The sequence below is a fragment of the Micromonospora sp. NPDC049102 genome, assembly GCF_043197485.1.
In the GTDB taxonomy this organism is placed as follows: domain Bacteria; phylum Actinomycetota; class Actinomycetes; order Mycobacteriales; family Micromonosporaceae; genus Micromonospora.
The window spans coordinates 16,082-35,479 of sequence record NZ_JBICTE010000027.1 but is presented as its reverse complement, the minus strand read 5'-3'; the positions used below and the strand labels follow the sequence as shown (position 1 = coordinate 35,479).

General features: G+C 69.2%; 12 protein-coding genes and 2 pseudogenes. 6 read left to right on the top strand and 8 right to left on the bottom strand.

Annotation, left to right across the window (positions count from 1 at the left end; translation table 11 throughout):
- Positions 1–28: 28 nt before the first annotated feature.
- Together ACGFH9_RS23000 and ACGFH9_RS22995 are read right to left on the bottom strand one after the other, a co-directional pair.
- The gene (locus tag ACGFH9_RS23000; RefSeq protein WP_393222662.1) at positions 29–1,783 is read right to left on the bottom strand and encodes a thiamine pyrophosphate-binding protein; all 1,755 of its coding nucleotides are present in this window, start codon (positions 1,781–1,783) and stop codon (positions 29–31) included.
- Entirely contained in the window at positions 1,776–2,900 is a 1,125-nt protein-coding gene (locus ACGFH9_RS22995) for a Vms1/Ankzf1 family peptidyl-tRNA hydrolase (RefSeq protein WP_393222659.1), read from the bottom strand. The genes ACGFH9_RS23000 and ACGFH9_RS22995 overlap by 8 nt, the downstream gene beginning before the upstream one ends.
- Before the next feature lie 151 nt (positions 2,901–3,051).
- Here ACGFH9_RS22995 and ACGFH9_RS22990 point away from each other — a divergent pair, with 151 nt between their 5' ends.
- From ACGFH9_RS22990 to ACGFH9_RS22980, 3 genes and pseudogenes are all read left to right on the top strand, one after another.
- Complete coding sequence (locus tag ACGFH9_RS22990; protein WP_393222657.1) at positions 3,052–3,591, top strand: hypothetical protein; 540 nt, start codon at positions 3,052–3,054, stop codon at positions 3,589–3,591.
- Positions 3,592–3,757: 166 nt separating this feature from the next.
- Complete coding sequence (locus ACGFH9_RS22985; protein ID WP_393222654.1) at positions 3,758–5,236, top strand: glutamate--cysteine ligase; 1,479 nt, start codon at positions 3,758–3,760, stop codon at positions 5,234–5,236.
- Between the two features lie 277 nt (positions 5,237–5,513).
- A pseudogene (locus ACGFH9_RS22980) lies at positions 5,514–5,913 on the top strand (LD-carboxypeptidase).
- A 13-nt stretch (positions 5,914–5,926) separates the two neighbouring features.
- Here ACGFH9_RS22980 and ACGFH9_RS22975 read toward each other — a convergent pair.
- The 3 genes from ACGFH9_RS22975 to ACGFH9_RS22965 form a co-directional block, all read right to left on the bottom strand.
- The gene (locus ACGFH9_RS22975; RefSeq protein ID WP_393222652.1) at positions 5,927–6,313 is read right to left on the bottom strand and encodes a DUF2267 domain-containing protein; all 387 of its coding nucleotides are present in this window, start codon (positions 6,311–6,313) and stop codon (positions 5,927–5,929) included.
- A gap of 203 nt (positions 6,314–6,516) precedes the next feature.
- Complete coding sequence (locus ACGFH9_RS22970; RefSeq protein ID WP_393222649.1) at positions 6,517–7,689, bottom strand: zinc-dependent alcohol dehydrogenase; 1,173 nt, start codon at positions 7,687–7,689, stop codon at positions 6,517–6,519.
- A gap of 22 nt (positions 7,690–7,711) precedes the next feature.
- Positions 7,712–8,662, bottom strand: coding sequence for an SRPBCC family protein (locus ACGFH9_RS22965; protein ID WP_393222646.1), 951 nt, complete (start codon positions 8,660–8,662; stop codon positions 7,712–7,714).
- A gap of 224 nt (positions 8,663–8,886) precedes the next feature.
- Between ACGFH9_RS22965 and ACGFH9_RS22960 the strand changes: the two genes are divergently transcribed.
- The 3 genes and pseudogenes from ACGFH9_RS22960 to ACGFH9_RS22950 all read left to right on the top strand — a co-directional run bounded on the left by ACGFH9_RS22960 (position 8,887) and on the right by ACGFH9_RS22950 (position 17,041).
- Positions 8,887–9,027, top strand: a complete 141-nt coding sequence (locus tag ACGFH9_RS22960; RefSeq protein WP_393222643.1) for a hypothetical protein — start codon at positions 8,887–8,889, stop codon at positions 9,025–9,027.
- A 218-nt stretch (positions 9,028–9,245) separates the two neighbouring features.
- Positions 9,246–9,563: pseudogene (locus ACGFH9_RS22955) on the top strand (transposase family protein); the annotation flags it as partial.
- Between the two features lie 233 nt (positions 9,564–9,796).
- Positions 9,797–17,041: a hypothetical protein gene (locus tag ACGFH9_RS22950; RefSeq protein ID WP_393222641.1), complete on the top strand. Its 7,245-nt coding sequence runs from the start codon at positions 9,797–9,799 to the stop codon at positions 17,039–17,041.
- A 590-nt stretch (positions 17,042–17,631) separates the two neighbouring features.
- On the opposite strand, the gene ACGFH9_RS22945 is transcribed toward ACGFH9_RS22950, so the two are convergent.
- The 3 genes from ACGFH9_RS22945 to ACGFH9_RS22935 all read right to left on the bottom strand — a co-directional run bounded on the left by ACGFH9_RS22945 (position 17,632) and on the right by ACGFH9_RS22935 (position 19,373).
- Positions 17,632–17,979: a GlsB/YeaQ/YmgE family stress response membrane protein gene (locus ACGFH9_RS22945; RefSeq protein WP_355621311.1), complete on the bottom strand. Its 348-nt coding sequence runs from the start codon at positions 17,977–17,979 to the stop codon at positions 17,632–17,634.
- A gap of 93 nt (positions 17,980–18,072) precedes the next feature.
- The gene (locus ACGFH9_RS22940; protein WP_393222638.1) at positions 18,073–18,975 is read right to left on the bottom strand and encodes a hypothetical protein; all 903 of its coding nucleotides are present in this window, start codon (positions 18,973–18,975) and stop codon (positions 18,073–18,075) included.
- Positions 18,972–19,373: a hypothetical protein gene (locus ACGFH9_RS22935; protein WP_393222635.1), complete on the bottom strand. Its 402-nt coding sequence runs from the start codon at positions 19,371–19,373 to the stop codon at positions 18,972–18,974. Before ACGFH9_RS22935 ends, ACGFH9_RS22940 begins: the two co-directional genes overlap by 4 nt.
- Positions 19,374–19,398: the final 25 nt, after the last annotated feature.

Genomic DNA, 19,398 nt, shown 5'->3' with positions numbered 1-19,398 from the left:
CCGCTACTGATGCCCTGGCGGCACCTGCCTAAACGAGATCCTCCACGGCCACGGCCAGCTCGACCTGCTCGCGGACGCGCCGGGCCGGCTCGCCCTCGTCGTACAGGCCACGCAGGTCGGCGAAGGCGGGCTCCGGCGGTGCCAGCGACACCGACGGATCGACGACCGCCTCCAGGACGCAGGGGCGGTCCGCGGCGAGCGCCTCGTCCCAGGCCGCGCCCACCAGCTCCGGGCGGTCCACCCGGACGCCGTGCAGCCCGAGCAGCCGGGCCCAGCCCGCGTACGGCACGTCGGGGCGGCGACGCATCGGGTCCGCCGACGGCTCCCGTCCACCGCCCATGCCGTTGTGGTCACGGTTGTTGAGTACGAGCACCACCAACCGTGGGTCGGCCCAGTCCTGCCAGTGGTGCGACACCGTGATCAGCTCGGCGAGACCGTTGAGCTGCATGGCCCCGTCGCCGAGCAGCGCGACCACCGGCGCGTCGGGCGCGGCGAGCTTGGCGGCCACCGCGTACGGCAGGGCGCAGCCCATCGAGCCGAGCGTGCCGCACAGTTGGGCGTTCACTCCGGGCGGCAGGACCAGGTGCCGGGCGTACCAGTAGAGGACCGAGCCGACGTCGACCGCGACCGACCCGGCGTGCGGCACCCGCGTGGACAGTTCCTGGAGCACGAGCTGGGGGTTGATCGGTTCGGCCGGCGCGGCGGCCCGATCGGCCGCGGTGGCACGCCAGCGGTCGACGGTGCTCTCCACCGTCGCCCGCCACCGCTGGTGGGGCCGGGCGGGCACCCGGGCCAGCAGGGCCCGCAGCGTCTCGGTGGCGTCACCGACCAGCGGCACGTCGGCCGGGTACCGGCTGCCGATACGGGTGCCGTCGATGTCGATCTGCACCGTACGGGCCTGGTCCGGCATCGGAAAATAGTCGGTCCACGGGTCGTTCGTGCCGACCAGCAGCAGCGTGTCGCATCCGCCCATCAGCTCGGCCGCCGCGGGTGTACCGACCTCGCCGAGCACCCCGGCGTGGAACGGCAGACGCTCGTCCAGGATCGGTTTGCCCAGCAGCGACGTCGCCACCCCGGCGCCGAGCCGGTCAGCCAGCTCGACGATCTCGGCGGCGGCGCCCCGGCCGCCCTGGCCCACCAGGATCGCGGTCCGCTGACCGTTGCCGAGCACCTGCGCGGCGGCGTCGAGGTCCGCCTCGTGGGGCAGCACCCGGGCCAGCGGCTCACCGGGAGTCGCCGTGATCACGCCCGCCGCGTGCGTGCCCAGGTCGGGCACCAGGGACTCCTGCAGATACCGGGGCAGCACCACGCAGGTCGGACTGCGGGTCGCCGCCGCGGTGCGGAACGCCTGGTCGAGCAGCGCGGCTACGGACCGGGGACTGCGGCCGTACTGGACGAACTGGTTGCACACGTCACCGAAGAGCCGGCTCAACCCGATCTGCTGGTGCGCGCCGCCGAGCGGCCCGGTGATGTCCTCACCGACGATCGCCACGACCGGCTTGCTGTCGAGCTTGGCGTCGTACAGGCCGTTGAGCAGTTGCACCGCGCTCGGCCCCTGGGTAGCCAGGCAGACCCCGATGCCGCCGGTGAACTTGGCGTGCCCGGTGGCCATGAACGAGGCGGTCTCCTCGTGCCGGGCCGGAACGAACGCCGGGTCGCCCCCGGAGCGTTCCAGCGCCTCGATCAGCGGGGCGATCGCCTCGCCGGGGTAGCCGAAGACGCGCGGAACCCGCCAGGCCCGCAGCCGGTCGACCACCAGGTCCGCGACACGGCGCTCAGCCATTGCCGCGTCCCGGGGTGCCCTCGTCGACGTAGCGCAGGACCGCGCCCACGCCGTCGGTGAGCTGCGGCGCCTCGTCCGCGCCGAGCACCGTCAGCGCCGCGTCAGTGCCGACCAGCGCCCGGACCAGCGCCGCGTCGGCGCGTACCCGCTGCGGGTCGCCGACCGACATCGCGCTCAGCTGCGCCGGGTCGACGGCGATCTCGGTCGGCTCGGGGCCGATCCACAGCTCCCCGTTGGCCGACGGGTCGTCGACGATGAGCATGGTGTCGACCTGGTTGCGTTGCAGGGCCGACACGACCGCGTCGAGGCCGGCACCGACATCTTCCTGCACGCCGAACCGGTCGAGCGCGGCAGTGATCCGCTGGTCGGCGACCTCCGCGATGGTCTGCACGGTGAGGTCGTCCAGCATCGTCTGGTCGGCGCCGCCGGCCCGGGACCCCGCGTCCGTGCGGACGACCAGGTCCTGCCAGCGCTCCGGCATCTGGGCGGCGATCATCCCGGTGGCCCGGACGTCACCGGCCACCACCACGACGTCGGCGCCGACCCGGTCGGCCAGCTCCACGGTGGCGGCGGTGACGTCGCCGGCGTTCTGGTGCCACGCCTCCATGGCGGCCCGTTGGTAGCGCGACTGGGACCACCCTCCGGGCTGGACGCGGCGCAGCGGGAAGCTCTCCCGGCCGGCCACGTGCGCCCGTCGGGGCACCCCGCCCGCGCTGACCGCCACGGCGTCGCCCCCGGTGCGGTCGGCCACCACCCGGACCCACGCCACCTGTTCGCCGCGCTGAGCCAGCAGCGGCATGACGTGCGGCAACGGCCCGAAGCTCGCCAGGTCGCGCAGCGGTGGCGCGGACAGGTACTCGGAGAGCACCACCCGGCCGTGGCTCGCGAAGACCGCCAGGCCGTAGTCCCCGACCATGGGGTCGTGGCCCCGGATAACCCGGTCCAGCGCGGCGACGCTCGCCTCGTCCGCGCCCTGTTCGGCCAGGCGACGTTTCAGGGCGCGCCAGCGCAGGTCCAGCGCCGGGTGGGCGTCCTCCGTGTCCGCGGAGGCGTCCAGGTACACCGAGCACCACGGCCCGGGTCGGTCGTAGAGCGGGCGCAGGAAGGACAGCTGCATGCTCGACCCCTTTCCAGCTCGGCCCCCCGCTTACCCGGGTCTCCCGGGATGTCACCTCGCGGGCGTGAGCCCGTGACCAGGTTTCATTCACGTCGTTCAACCGAGGACATCGATACGATCAGTGAACACATGCGGACTCTCGGTGGTGGAGATGGACAGCGGATTCGATACCCGACGGATCGTGCACCCGACGGAGCGGATCGTCACCGGCCGGCTGGTCCGGCTGCTGGACGGCTACACCCGGGAGATACGCGTCGGCCAGCCGGTGCTGGTCGCGGTGCTCACCGCGGCCGCGTTCGCCCGCCTGCCAGCTCTGTTGCTGCGCGCACTGTTCTCCTTCGGCGGCGGTGGCACCCGTCGGCGCTGGAAGGAGCTGAAGCAGGGCCCGGAGTACCTGGTCACCCCGGTACGCCTGCGGAACACCGCCGGTCAGCTCTGTGAGGTGGAGTTGCACGGGCACCTGCCGCAGAGCGCCCTGCACCCGGCCGACCAGGTGCAGCTCACCCTTCGTCCGCAGCGCGACCCGGAGTTGCCGCCCCGTATCGAGCGGATCGTCAACCTGACCACCGGCCAGTTGCTGACCCCGCGTACGGCGACGCTCTGGTCGCATCTCGGCCCGCCGCTGCTGTTGCAGGCGACCCTGGGCGCGTTGCTGCTCGCCGGTGTGGTGGCCTGCTCGGCGCTGACCTGAGCTGTCCGCCCGGGGCGTGCGGGCACCGACCGGGGCTCGCGCCGACCACGCAGCGTGCGACAGGGGTCACGGAGCCCTCAACTGGGTAGGAAGGAACTCTCGGGTCTTCCCCGCCCGCCGGTCCCGTGCGAGGTTTGGGGGGACCAGCGGTGACAGGGTGGTGACCATGGGCGAAGACGTCGGCGTACGGACCTTCAGTCGTGAGGACAGGGCCCGTTACCGCGAGAAGGTGCGTAACTGCCTGGACGTCTTCGCCGAGATGTTACGGGAGTCGCGGTTCGACATCGACCGGCCGATGACCGGGCTGGAAATCGAGCTGAACCTTGTCGACGAGGCGTCGAATCCGGCGATGCGCAACGCCGACGTGTTGGCGGCCATCGAGGATCCGAGTTTCCAGACGGAGCTGGGTCAGTTCAACATCGAGATCAACGTGCCGCCGCGCCGGCTCACCGGCACCGGCACCCTCGACTTCGAGGAGCACGTGCGGGCCAGCCTCAACGCCGCCGAGGAGAAGGCGCGCACGGTGGGCGCGCACATGGTCATGATCGGCATTCTGCCGACGTTGCGTCCCGAGCACCTGACGGCCGAGACGCTCTCGGCCAACCCGCGCTACAAGCTGCTCAACGAGCAGATTTTCGCGGCCCGTGGCGAGGACCTGCCGATCGCCATCTCCGGAGTGGAGCGCCTGGCGGTCACCGCCGACACGATCACCCCGGAGGCGGCGTGCACCAGCACCCAGTTCCACCTCCAGGTCAGCCCGGCGCAGTTCGCCGACTACTGGAACGCCGCCCAGGTGGTCGCCGGCATCCAGGTGGCGCTCGGCGCGAACGCGCCGCTGCTGTTCGGCCGGGAGCTGTGGCGCGAGACCCGCATCCCGCTGTTCCAGCAGGCCACCGACACCAGGCCGGAAGAGATAAAAGCCCAGGGGGTACGCCCCAGAGTCTGGTTCGGCGAACGCTGGATCACCAGCGTCTTCGACCTGTTCGAGGAGAACGTCCGCTACTTCCCGGCGCTGCTGCCGGTGTGCGACCCGCAGGACCCGGCGCAGGCGCTGGCGGCCGGCGAGGTGCCCAACCTCGCCGAGTTGCGGCTGCACAACGGCACGATCTACCGCTGGAACCGCCCGGTGTACGACGTGTCGCGCGGCCGGCCGCACCTGCGCGTGGAGAACCGGGTGCTGCCAGCCGGCCCGACCGTGTTGGACACCATCGCCAACGGAGCATTCTACTTCGGACTCGTCCGCGCCCTGGCCGAGTCGGATCGGCCACTGTGGTCACAGATGTCGTTCAGCGCCGCCGAGGAGAACTTCACCAGTTGTGCCCGGCACGGCATCGATGCACAGGTGTTCTGGCCCGGCCTCGGCTACCTGCCGGTCACCGAGCTGGTGCTGCGCCGGCTGCTGCCGATGGCACACCACGGTCTGGACCGGTGGGGGCTCGACCCGGCCGAGCGCGACCGACTGTTGGGCATCATCGAGCAGCGCTGCCTGACCAGCCGCAACGGCGCGACCTGGCAGGTGGAGACGCTGCACCGGTTGGAGTCCGCCGATCACCTGGACCGGCCGGAGGCGCTGCGCGAGGTGGTGCGGCACTACGTGGAGCTGATGCACAGCAACCGGCCGGTGCACGAGTGGCCGATTCCGTGACCTCTCCTCGTCCTTTGTGGATCCCCCGCGACATCGACCATCGTCATAGGCTGTAGCGGCTCTGACGTCGCACGTCGATGACGATGGAGGCACGACTGTGGCCAGCTCTGGGGGCGATCCCGTTCCGCCCCGCGCATCCGTACCGCCGTCCCTGTCGCGTCGTCGCATGCTCGGCGTGGGAGCGGCGGCGGCCGGCGCAGTGGCGCTCGCTGGCCGGCCGGATGCCGCATCCGCCGCCCCGAGTGCGCCGAGTGCGCCGCCGCCCGGCGCGAAGCGGGTGCTGCGGGCACCGGCGCTGGCACCCGGCGACCGGGTGCGAGTGGTGTCGCCGGGAGGCACACCCAACCCGACGAACATGGCGCGTGGCATCGAGATCCTGCGGAGCTGGGGTCTGGAGGTGGAGCTGGGCGAGCATGTCTACGCGAAGTACGGCTACCTGGCCGGCACCGACGCGCAGCGACTGGCAGACCTGAACGCCGCGCTCAACGACCCGGGTCGGCGAGTGGGACGCGGCGGCGGTGTTGCGGGACCGCCTGTACGACCTGGGCGTGCCCGTCCTGGGCGGGCTGCGCCTGGGGCATGGCAACGGGCAGCTCACCGTTCCGCTCGGCCCGCGGGCCACGATCGACGCCGAGGCGGGGACCCTGACCGTGGAGGCCGGGGTCCGCCCTCGGTGACGACGTGGCACGGTCAACCGCGCGGTACGGGGACACCGAAGAGGTCGATGATGCCGCCCGGCAGTTGGGCCAGCAGATCGTGCCGGTCGTCGTCGTCGAGCGCCTCGGCGACGGTGTTCAGCACCACCTGGGCGTGCTGACGCACCACGTCCGCGTTCGCGACCTGTTCCCGGTCGCCGACGTGTTTCAGGAACTCGCCGACGTCCCACCGACGGCCCTGCGGGTTGCGGGTGACGGACCCGTTCAGTCGGTCCGGCAACTGCGCCGCGAGGTTGTCGGCTTCCTGTCCGGCGAGTCGTTCGCCGAGCACCGACAGGACGGCTTGCACGGATCGGACCGCCTCGTTCTCTCCGAGGCCTCCACGCTGTCGTACGGTGGCGATCATCTGCTCGTACTCCATGACCCGCTCCCTCCGTCTCCGCGCCGGCACGCAGGCCGGCTGGCGGACGAACGGACGGCGTTCCCGAGCCCACGGACCACAAACGGCACCCCGCCAGGGCCACCCCCCGCTCGCGCCGATCTTGCGGTTTCGGTTGCCGACATGGGGTGGTATGTCCCTTGCGCCGCCACAGAAAGTGCAAGATCAGCGAGGACGGGGGGCGGTCAGACCTTGAGGAGCACCTTCGTGCAGTCGTCCTGCTTCTTTTGGAAGATCTTGTAGCCCTTGGGGGCGTCGCGGAGCGACATGCGGTGACTGACGATGAAGCTCGGGTCGATCTCGCCGCGCTGGATGCGGTCCAACAGCGGCCGCGTGTACCGCTGCACGTGACACTGACCGGTCCGCATGACCAGTGACCGGTTCATGAACGCCCCCATCGGGAACTTGTCGACGAAACCGCCGTACCCGCCGACGACCGAGACGACTCCCCCGGAGCGGCAGGCCAGGATCGCCTCCCGTAGCGCGAACGGCCGTTCCGTCTCGGTCCGCATGGCCTGTTTGGCCCGGTCGTACGCGTACATCGCGGTGTTGCCGTGGTGGCCCTCCAGGCCGACCGCGTCGATGCAGGCGTCCGGTCCCCGGCCGGCGGTCATCTCGTTGAGGGTGTCGAGCACGTCGACGTCCTCGTAGTTGATCGTCTCGGCGTCGGTGTGCTCCGCGGCGAGCCGCAGACGGTACGGGAACCGGTCGATGACGATCACCCGCTCCGCGCCGAGCAGCCGGGCGCTGGCCGCGGCGAGCAGCCCCACCGGTCCCGCGCCCCAGATCGCGATGACCTGACCGGGTTTGATGTCGCACATCTCGGCGCCCATGTAGCCGGTCGGAAAGACGTCGGCGAGCATGACGGCCTGGTCGTCGGGGATCTCGTCGGGCACCTTGAGGGGGCCGACGTCGGCGAACGGCACCCGCGCGTACTCGGCCTGGCCGCCCGCGTACCCGCCGAGCAGGTGGGAGTAGCCGAAGATGCCGGCCGGCGAGTGGCCCATGATCTTCTCGGCGATTCCGGCGTTGGGGTTGGAGTTCTCGCACACCGAATAGAGGCCGCGTTGGCAGGAGGAGCAGTGCCCGCAGGCGATCGGGAACGGCACCACGACCCGGTCGCCGGGTTTGAGGTTGCGCACCTGCGGACCGACCTCCACCACCTCGCCCATGAACTCGTGGCCGAGGATGTCGCCCTTGCGCATCGCGGGGATGTAACCGTGGTAGAGGTGCAGGTCGGAGCCGCAGATGGCGGTGGTGCTGACCCGGACGATCGCGTCGCGGGCGTTCATGATCGTCGGGTCGGGTACGTCGATCACCTTGACGGTGTCGGTGCCCATCCAGGCGGTGGCCTTCATTCCTCGTCCTCTCGACGAACGGTCAGCGACGGGACGCCGGGAGCGGCTGCGCGGGCCGCTGCATGGCCTGTTGGCGTACGGAGATGCCGCTCGGGCTGCCCTCGGAGCGGACCACCTCGCCGACCTCCAGCACCTGCTTGAACCGGCGCAGGTCGTCGCGGACCTGCTGCTCGGGCTCCTCGCCGAAGAGCTTCGCCACCGCCCGGCCGAGCGCGCCGGCCGGGGGCGCGTAGCGCAGTTGCACCCGGACCTCGGTGCCCCGGTCGCCCGGGGCGGGCACGAACGCGACCCGGCCGGCGTTCGCCACCCGACTGCCGGGCAGCGACCGCCAGGTGATCGACCTGTTCGGCTGATCGTCGATGATCTCGGCGTCCCACTCGACGTGGCGGCCGGCGGGTCCACGGGCGACCCAGTGCGAGCGGCGCAGGTCGTCAGCGCGTACCGACTCCAGGTGCGCCATGAACCGGGGCAGGTTCTCCATGTCGCGCCAGAACCGGTACGCCTCGGCGGGGGACCGGTTCACCGTCACCGCGATCTCCATCCGGATCATCCGTGCCCGAGCCCGGCGCGCCCGTCCGGTGGCGACGGCGGTGGCGACGTCGAGGGCGGCGACGCCGGCGATCGCGGCGGTGGTCAGGGCCAGGCGGCGACGTCGTTCACCCCGACGGTCGGCCATCGCCCGGCCCAGCAGGGTGAGGTCGAGCGCGTCACCGGCCACGCGGGTCCAGGCCCAGCCGACGGGGCGGCGGCCGCTGAGCAGACCGACGCCGTGCACCAGTTCGCGTGCGCCGACGGCCCCGATGACCGCCTGCGCCGCCGGGGAGTCGTCCACCCCGGCCAGTCGTGCGAGGGGCCGCGGCGCGGCCAGCGCGCCCACGCCCAGGGCAAGGCTCAGCAGGCCCAGGGCCCTCGGCAGTATCGGCGACGCCGGCCCGTCCAACTCCGGCAGGAGCACGGTCTCGACTCGGCTCATGTCCGGTCCCTTCCGGTAGGCGGCGCCGCCGGTCCGGCGGGTAGCGGTGTCCGCCCTGGTGACGGTATGCGGTAGTTGTGGACTGTGCGCCGGGTTCGCGCAGAACACCGACGCCCGCAGTGCACGCTGCGCCCTCAGTCAGCATCATGACATTGACCGATTTAGATCAATGACGGACCGTTACCGTCGGCTCACACCGTCCCGTCGCCGCGAGGAGCACGCCTGTGAGCCCTATCCTTCTGCGCAAACTGACCACCGTCATCGCCGTCGCGGTGCTCGTCGTCGAGGCCGCCGCGCCTGCTGACGCGCGTACCCCCGGATTCACCCCGCCCGCGCCCGGCGGAGTCCGCGCCGTCAGCGGGTAGGTGGTGGCCGTGATACTTCTCACTGAGCGGTCCGGCAGACGTCTGGGGCGGCCCCGCCCGGAGCGGTGCTGCCGGCGACCGCTGCCGTAACCAGGGCCTCGCAGCGGCGTCGTTCGCTCCGGCGATGGGCAGCTGCCCAGCCGAGGGACTACTGAGCCGTTTTCAAGCTGATCTTGCAGCTCAGGGCGGGTGTGGCAGGCACCGCGACGCGACGCATCCAGCTGCTGGCGTACGCGATCCTGGACGGCACGCTGATCCCGATCGACCGGGTCGCCGAGTAGAAGCCCTACTACAGCGGGAAACACAAACGCCACGGCGTGAACGTGCAGGTCATCGCTGACGCGGCCGGCCGGCTCGTCTGGGCATCACCGGCACTGCCCGGTTCGGTACACGACCTGAGCGCCGCACGCCATCACGGCACCATCGCTGCCCTCACCAGCGCGGACGTCATGACCTTCGCCGACAAGGGCCACACCGCGATCGTCCAAGCCACCCTCGTCCTGCACCACGTCGAAGCCAACCGCTACGCAGGATGAAAATGGCTCACTGAACGTGACTTGCCTGCCGACGAAACCAGTGATCGTCCACTGACCCTGCTTAGAGTTGCCCGGGAATCATCCCAGCCAACCTGGTCTGACGGAACGGCAGCGCTCAAGAGCTCGGACACTCGGCGACAAACCACCCTTGTGGACAGCTCGATGGCGCGCGCTAGATTTTCACGGGCCGACTGGTTGTCGAAGCAACGGGCGAAGAGGGTGGAGAACGGCGCATGACGGCTGATTGCCTCGAATTCCTGGTCACCTGGGTGTCGAAGTCGGACATGCATCTGGGTGCGGAGCAGGGCTCGATTCCGTCTCAGGTGTTTGACGCCCAGCCGTTGCCCGGCACGGTTCTGCTCCACGTGGACCTGAAGGGGGTCGCCCCCGCGCTGGTGCGCGACGTGCTGCTGGCGCAACCGCCAAGCGTGGTGGCACGGATGGTGGACGGGTCGGCCAGGTCGATCGTCGCTGGGCTCGACGAAGCCGGTGCCCTTGCCCGCGCCGACGAGCTGGGCCTGCCCGTGCTCGTCCCGGGTGCCACGCTCACCGCTGATCCCTCCGAACGGATGTTGCCGATCGACGCCCTGGGTCGTCCGGCACACGGTCCGGCTGACGTCGAGTACGTCCTGGTCCTGCCGCAACCTCACCTGCTCACCGAGCATCCGGCCGTCCACGGTGACAACCCCCGACAGGCGCTGACTGGTCCCCCGATGCCGGGTCAGGTCCGGTGGGTCGGGGCCGACGGCGCCGAGTTGGGCTTGGTACGGCCCGTCATCGACCTCCTCGTCGACAAGGTTGGCGGCTTCGCCGGCATCGACGAACTCACCACCTCGGTCAAGGAGGCGGCACCGGTCGCAGGTGGAGTGGTCGGGCTGTGGCGTGCTCTGGCGCCCATGGAACCGGGCGAGGCCCGACTGATCACGGTCGGCGACCAGAAGAACGTGACCAGCGTGCTGGCGCTGCAGTTTCCCGGTGGCGTCGGGCTCCTGCGCGACACCTCGGCAGGTGTGAAGGCTGCGACCCTGCCGCGACGTCCGGTTTCTCTCAGCATCGCCCATGCGGACGTGTCGAAGAAGGCGGCCGCCCTCGTCGCCGGCTCCGCGCTGACCGGCGATCGCCCATCTCGGGCCTCGGCACTGACAGCAGTCACTACGACGGATCAGTTGTCACAGCGACTGGATGCGGTTACCGGACGCGATTCGTTGGCCGATCTCGAGTCGTGCGTCGTGTTGTTGAACCGAGCGATGGGACACCTCTTCCCGCACCGGCGACTACTCGACGCGGACACTCACGTACCGCCGAAAGCGGCGCGTACGGTTGACGACTCCGTGCTGTCGGGGCGACAGACCAGTCATCTGCTCGGCGGTGTCGACCTGGCTCCTTTCACGTCCTGGGACGAACTGGAGTCGCGGCTTGAGCAGGCCGGCACCGGGTCCCGACCGACTACGGCACTGATTCTGGTCCAGCGCAATTCCGGCGTCCTGCGGAAGGACGATGTCGCGGGCCGCCCCGCGGTGGGTCACGCGCTCGGTGCGCACCGATTCGCTAATGGTGACGTCGTCTACTTCGATCTACAACGCGTGCCGGGCGAGCGGGTGTTGGAGGGCAAGCCGGCGCTGAATCCGGCGCACGCGTCCGCGGTTGTCCTCGACGAGACCGGCCAAGAGGTGCCGGTGGCACAGCCGCGCACTCCCTCGCTGGTCGACGCGTTGATCGATCCGGCTACCGACCGTCGCTACGGCGCTATCGGATTCGAGGCTGCGACATCCGCGGTAGTGGAGATTCGCGGGGAGGGACGGGCGATGTCGGGCGGCGTCCTCTACACCTCACCAACGATCATGGCCGTGCTCCACGCCCGGCGTGGGAAGTGGATCGTCGAGCTGGTCTCCAAGCCCTTCAACACTCTCGACGGCGAAACCGCCTTCACAGATCAAGGGGAGGTGATCAAAGGTTTCCATCGTGAACTAAATCGGTTGCAAAAGATCCGTGCAGGGGTCACGCTGGCGGAAATGGTCCAGGAAGACGACGATTTAAAGGTCGGACCCGGTGCGGGAAATTATCGAATAGCCGCACCCCACAGCACCCAGAGCCTCGATCTTCAGTACACCGCGGGCGTGCCTATTCCCAGCCTGTACGACCTTATGGAGCACGCCGAGCGACATGCCAACACGGAATTGTCTGTCGCCATAGATTTGTCCCGCCAAGCTCGGGCCTTCGCCGACGCCATCACGGTTGACTACGCCGGACACAAAAATGAGGCTGCTCTTAAACGAGACTTCGAAGCCATGTCGTTACGGGGGTTCCTGGCCTCGGTCTACGCCCAGGTGATGAGCGAAGCGGTTCGCGCGGCGCGCGGCGGCGAGCGGGATTGGGCCAAGAAATACCTCTTGGTGGCGTCGAGAGTGGCACCCGGCGACATGCGTCGGTATCTGCCGGCTAACGTGCAGAATTGGCTCAACACGAACGCGCCAAAAATCCGGAGCATCGCGCAGGACCACGCCCTGGGGGACGAGGCGATCCACGAGTGGTTCCGCCAGACCCGGTATAAGAATCTCCTCCATCACAAAACCGCTTTCCATAACAGATTGACGCTCGCCGACTACCTTGACGACGCCCTTCTTTCCCGCCCTCAGGGTCATCAACCGATCAACCAGCTCCATGCGCTCGGCATCACCACTCACTTTTCGGAGCTCACCCCCCGCGACGGGCTGCCGTTGGCGCCGCAGGAGCTGCGCGGCTACAACAGCCCTGGGCGTATCGACGCAAACAAGACCATTCGGGACATTGGCCGGCTTGAGGAGAAGGTCCGGTCCCTCGACGCGGCGGTCCGTGCGCTCCCGCGTCATCCCGACCCATCCGGTGGCCATCATCCCTGGCAGGTCGACTTCGACTCCGGGGAGTCGACGCTCGGGCCGTCCCAGGTCGCCCGGGTCGCGGCCATCGCGCATCAGCTCGCGCAAGCGACCGCCCGCGCGGTGGCGGCCGACGACACCTACCGGAACATCGTGTACGTCGAGGGTGGGGGCAACAGCATAATAGGGGACACCGGCTTGGAACGGGCGAAGGCGGTAGGAACCGTACTAAGGCAGCAGTTGCCTCATCGTCTGGCCGCTTTCGGACTCGAGACGATTGTCAAGCGCACGCAGATCACGGAAATCAGCCGCGGAAGGAACCAGACCAGGCGCCTCGGAGACACCGACCCGCGATCCACCAAGGACCAGCGCCGTTCGGTCAAGATCTGGTACGAGCGTAATGCGCTGCCGACGTACGCCGATGAGCGGAATCCGTGGGAAATCCCAGCGCACACGGCCGCCGGACCCACCCACGTCGCCGTCACATCGTACGACGCGCCAACCCCGCAGTTGGTCGCCGTCGCAGCGCCACACGTAGAGGCGGCCGCCCCGACCAGAGCGGCTAGGCCTGACCGCCACATCGTGGCACCGCCAGCCGATATCAAATCGATCGAGTTCGTTATCAACGCACTGGGAAGTATGCTGAAGGGGGATAGGCTCACCTTCGGGCAGGCAAAGCTGGTGCGCGACGCCATCAATGATACGAAGGGTGACATCGGGTCGCAGAGCACCGGGTGGCTGAGGCTTCCCCCACCTGTGCCCTACGGCCCCGTCGACACGGGGCTGGCGAGGTTGTTCTTCAGCGGTCTCATGCCGCTCAGCGCACAGCGACCTGAAACCGCAACGAACTTCGTCGAACTACGGGTGCCATCTGAGCATGTGGGCCGAATTTCCTTCGGCGGGAAGCCCTATCTCGTGGTCGACCTGGACGCACTAGCGGACGTGCACGCCGTGCTCGATCAGGACGGCACCATTGCGGTGCCGAAGCCGGTCTCGCAGCCAGGCAGCGGCGACGCTGTGGCACAAGTCCAGACATACCTACGAAATCTTCTGGCAACGAACGGCACAGTAACACTGGACGAGTTCCTCCGCGCGATCATTCCACTAACCAAACCGATGGGTGCGACGACCTTCGAGCAGTGGGCCAAGAATCATCCGGCGACGTGGCAGTTGACGACATTGGCTCAACTGGAGAGACTGCCTCCGAATACCGTCACTCCCGTGCGACTAGGAAAAATCGGCTTCATAGCAGTCGTTGGTGACCGTCCGGCCGAAATCGCGCTTGTCGACCTGGGCGGGACGTCGACATTCCCACTGACCGCCGAGACTCGAAGCGGTAAAGCTGAACTTTACTTCCATGGCGCCGGCAGTCTGGCGCACATCGACCTGCCACGTCCGCCGGTCACCGCGCAGGCCCGGAACATGTCGCCTGCCGTTGCCAAGGCGCCCGCTACAGAAATTTACGTCACAGCGGACGAGCTCACTGTCTTCATAGCTGATCCGGGAAGAGTGATGCCGAGCGGGATCGAACAACCGATGCGGCGCCGTTACAGCGTGAGCGGCGCGTCCCGTCAGATGACCACGCAGCTGAAGGGTTTCCTGGTACTGGCCCGCGGCGGCAGTAAGGACGAGCGAGTCCTCGGCGAAGTGGCAGCGGGCTTCCGCCTGTGGCTCGCCCATCCGATTCACCTTGACACCGAGGTGATCGCGAACTGGTCGGGTCAGTTAACCCTCAGCTCTCCGACCGGATGGTCGATCACAGATCCAAGCGGCAGGACGCAGCTGTTCCCCGCTGGGAGCGGAGGACCCGTCCTGCTCGACGGAGCGCGCCTAGATGATCTGTACAAGCGGTGGGAAGAAATTCTGACTGGCCCGGCCCGGGCTCCCACGACTCGCCGGGCGCATGGCAAGGGGCGCGCAGCACCTGACGAATTGCACTATCCCCTCGGCGCGATTGTGGAGTATCTTGCGTACGACAATTCTTCCTTGAACCAAAAGATCCACGAACAGAACAAAGAATTCCCCCTCCTTATGGGGACATTTGCGGTCACCGGCGTGGTGCAAGGTGGCCCCGAGAAGCCTCGGCTCCAGGACGGCCTCAACAAGATCAGTCCGGAGCAACTGGCCAACGACCGTAGGTTCTGGAGTACTGACGACTATGAGCCGCCCATCCTGATACTTCGGCTCCACGGCGAACGTGCCACTATCGAAAGCTTCGCCCGAAGTGTCTATCAATCGATCCCCACCTCGAGTTTCGGAGAACGCCCTCCGCGCGGCGTCGTGCTAAACGGTCTCGATCCGAACACCAACCAGAGCCGGTGGTACGTGGCCGACGGGCCAGGCACCCAGTTAATCCCGCGGGCAACGCTCCAGGACGCGATACAGTACATTCCCAACCCGGGTCCAGCGTTCGACGAGCTCGCCGCTCCGCGCCGGCAGTTGCTCGGGCGGGTAGTGGAAGCGGTTGAGGCGGCCGGCCTGCACTACACAACGGAATCTTTGCAGCCTATGCTACGGAGCTTCATGGCTGCGAATGGCCTGGACTCGGGTCCGTTCGAGGTGAACGACGACGTTGTCGCCGGATTCATGGCGTCGCTTGAGGTTACGCCCACGCCGGTCTCGGCACCCGCACCACAACAGCCGGCACGAAGGCGACGAGCCTTGCCGCAAATCCCTCGCGTTCCCGAGTTGACCGGGGCGGCTGTCTGGCCGGTTGAGGTGAGCAAACCCGTACTGGCGCAGCCAGACCCGGCCGTCGAAGCAGCCCGTACCGACGCCACCGTGGGTGTACGCGAGCACGTCTCCGTCCACCCGCACTCACACCAGGTCACCCGCTCGGCCTTCGACGTACGCCGCTACCAGCTCGACGGCACCTGGTACACCGAAGTCACCACCCGCGTATCCGTCACCGACCCGCGCCTGGTCACGCCGGACGGCGGCGACCGGGTCTTCGCCGCACTGCACACCGGTGCGAACAGACTCAGCACCAACCCCACCAACGTTCTGCCCAACGGCGACCGGCTGGTCTTCCGCGTCGAACGAGTCCAATCCGGAACCGACGCGCACCTACCCGCCGAACTCACTCCACGGCCCACCGCCGGACCGGCCACCATGAACCAGTTCCGTTGGTGGCCCGACGCACCCGCCGAGGCGTACGTCCACGAACTCCTGCACAACCTCGGCCTTCCCGACGACCCGGTCGCGGGCAACACCATGGGCGTACCCACACTCACTTCTGACGGCCGATCCCTGGACCCCGACTCGCACCTCGCCCAGGGCGCCCTGCAACCCCGACAACTCCACGTCCTCGACAAACTCGTGGGCCCCCCCAACGCCCTCGGCGGCTACCACGGCACCGAAACCGTCACCATCAGCCCGGAACAGATCGCCGCCGGGTCGGACTCCATGTCACCCACCGGCACCACGGCGCAGACGCACCAACCGCTCACGCCGCGGACGTCCGACGACGGGTTCGAACTTGGCACGGAGGCAGAAGAACCAGCGACAGCCGAGCCGACGCAGCCGCCGTCGTGGCCGCTGCGGTTGGACGACGGCGTTAAGCAGCAGTCGAACGTCTACGTCATCTCGAGCAACAACGCAGCTGTATCCCGTGCCACGGTCGATCAGTTGGCCGCCCTGGCCGACGCCGAGCACCCCGTCGTCCTGCTCGGCACCCCGCGTCCGACACGGGCGGCCGACAGGGCGCAGGACGTCAGCTCGCTGAACCATCTCCTCGAACAGTTCGCCCAACGCGGCCAACTGCCCATCGTCGTACGGCGTGGGGCCGTTGATCTCGACCTTCTGCGGGTCACCGAGCGGTACGGCGCGACCGTGCTGCACCAGACCCCGCAGGGGGCCGGCGGCGGCCTCGCGCAGCTCGAACCGAGCTGGCAGGCCACCGTCGCCCGAGCGGATGGACGCACCGAGACCTCCGCAGACCTGTGGCCCCAGCTCGATGCCGGCGTCTTGGCCGCGGCGACGCAGATGGCCCGCCCGACCGCTGCCGTCACCCGCGTCGACGACGCCCTCGGCGCCCTCATCTGGGCACCGGTCACCGACCGGCGTCAGCTCTTCCACCAGATCCGCAGGACCTGGTCGACGCAGGACGTCACGGCCCACCGCGCGCACGTCGAGCAGATGATCGAACGGGTCCCCGATCAACGCGATCTGCGGGTCTTCGCCCCGGCGCTGGAGTTCAGTTCGACCGAGCACGTCGATGTCGTCTTCGACTACGCCGACGCCACCGTCGAGGCCGACCGGCCGAAGACCCTCCTGCACGCCGTGGGACGTCTCGAGGCCGCCGGGCACCTCGGCACCGGCCTCGATGGCGGGCTGAGCACCGCCAACCTCGCCGACATGGTCACCGCCATCGACGGCTCCACCGACGCCACCAACGTGACCGTGTCGATCCTCGACATGATCGACGACATCAAGGACGGGCGATTCTCCGACGCCAACAGGTTCATCACCGACAACCGGGCCAAGATCACCGTCGAGCAGAAGGGCCAGTGGGTCGATGCCATCGCCACACTAGCGAACGACATCCCGCAGCACACCACGCAACTCGAGGCACTCTCCGCGGCCGTCCTCAAGTGCCCTCCGAAGGAGCCGGCCTCGTCATGACAAGGACCGCCGACGTGGCACCCGGGTGCAGGTGTCACGTCGGCGGTCCCAGCCCGCATCTCTACCGAGTTGGACGCCGGCAGCAGCCAGTCGCGCCCCTGACTTCGACCCACCCCGGGCGTTCCCCAGAGTCATATTCATACCTCTGAGGTATATCGCTCACGAGTACATCGACACGGTGGGCAGCCACAGTGGAGGGCTCCGCGCCCCAGCAGCTTGCGGTCGTCCGCGGTCGGTGATCGGATGCCGTCATGCCGGGGACCTGGCGTACGTCCTCGATCTCGTATCGGGCCGCCGACGGGTTGCCTCTGCTGGTCGTCGAGCCGGACGACGGCATGCCGCCGCGCGGTTCGGCCGACTGGCCGCGTCGCGCGGGCTCGAAGCGTCGCAGCGGGCCTTGGGCGGCAGCTCGGCCGGCGCTCACCTGGCGATGCTGGCGGCCCTGACACCGTCCGGCACGGCACCGGAGTCCGACGTAGCGGCCGTGGTCGCCCTCAATCCGGCGGGACTCAACCTGGGCGTCCTCGCGCCGGACGCGCAGCGCCGCCTGATCTTGTGCGGATCTGGGGAGCGGATCAGCGTGGCGGGGATCAGGATTCGCTCTTGGCCTTACGGCGCCGGACCCGCCGACGAGGGGTGTCGTCACCGCCGGCAAGCCGGGTGAAGGTGAGCATGTTCGCCAGCGCCACGGCGATGATCGCGAGACCGACCTGGATCGCGAGCACGATCCAGTCCCAGCGCAGCACCCACACCCGCACGCCGGCGTCGTCGTCGACGTGCAGCGCCCTGGCGACGACGGTGCCCAGCACCGCCGAGCCGACGCCGAGGACGAACGTGGCGAAGATGCCGATCCGCTGCCTCCCCGGCAGGATGAGCCGACCGAGCAGGCCGACGAGGGCGCCGATGAGCACCGCGCCGAGATAACCGGTTACCAGCATCGCTGTCTCTCCCCTTCCAGCAGTGCCGGGATACATGCCCGGTTTTCACGTTCCCGGAAACCCCGCCCGGCCGCCGGCACCTGACCCTGGGGATCACCGGTCCTTGCGAAGCAGGAGGGTCACGGCCTCTCCGTCGGCCGCGCCGAAGGTGCCGTCGGTGGGATGGCCCAGCGCGGCGCCGAGGGCGCGTACGTGCAGGTCGACCACCGCCTCCACCAGGTCGGCCAGCACGGACACCGTGCCGCGGCCCTGTCGCCAGCCCGCCACGCACAGGCCGAGGCCGAGGATCGCCGCGGGCCACCACAGCAGGCCGAGCGCCAGATACAGCAGCCCCCAGCCCACCCGTCGGGCGGCGGCGGCGAAGTCGGCCTGCGCGAGGGCGAGCGGTCCTCTGGTCTCCTCGGGCAGCAGCAGCCACAGCCGGGGCCATGCGGCGGCCAGGTCCAGGCCGTAGCAGGCCCGCACCCGTACCGCCGTGGCCTGCATGCGGTCACCGATCCAGGTCGGGCGGTCCGGCTCGGTCAACGCGATCCGGTCGCAGGCGCGGGCGAGCGCCTGGGTGTCCGGTAGTGGTCCGGCGTCGCCGTCGGCGGATCGCAACCGGCGTGCCTTGTCCCGCAGGGCGTTCTCGTACCGGTCCATGGCGGCGTTCCACCGGCGCCGCCGCCGGCGGGTCACGGCCTCGCCGGCCCGACCCCAGGGCTGGGTCCACAGGGCCACGACCAGGCGTTCCAGGCTCTGGGCGGCCATCGCGGCGACGACAGCGCCCAGCACGACACCGAGGACGATCAGCAGCGCGGACCCGGTGCCGCGGGCCGGCGGTCCGAGGGCGAGCCGGTCCACCTCCTGGCGCAGCAGCCGCAGGTCCCGCCAGTGGGTGTGGCCGAGCCGCACGGTGGCGGCGACCATCGCCACGAACACCACACCGGGCAGCGCCAGCCCGGCGAGCCACCGCTCGGCCAGCTTCCCGCCGAGCGAGGCGATGACGGCGTTCACCGGTCCATCCGGAAGGTCGGCAGTGGGCAGTCCCACACGGCGCAGTGCGGCGACGGGCCGACGTCCGGCCGGGGGATCTCGACCCGGTCGCACAGGTCGGCGGGGCACACCTGGACCACCTCCGGGCGGCGGCCGTGGATGCCGGCCAACGGAAGGTAACGATCGCCCCGGACGGTGGTGTCACCACCGACCAGGCCACCGACGCGCATCAACTCGGTCACCTCGGCGAGCACCGCGTCCACGCCCTGGTCGGACAGTGACCGATCCCGCAGCCGCGTGAGGGCCCGGGCCGGTTCCGGCCCGAGCAGGTCGCCCACCTGCGCGATGTCCGCGCAGATCCGGGCCAGTCGAGCCGCCCGGTCGTCGTCGAGTCGCCTGTCCGGCACCGATTGACTCATCGGCTGATTATCCCCTGTCGATGTG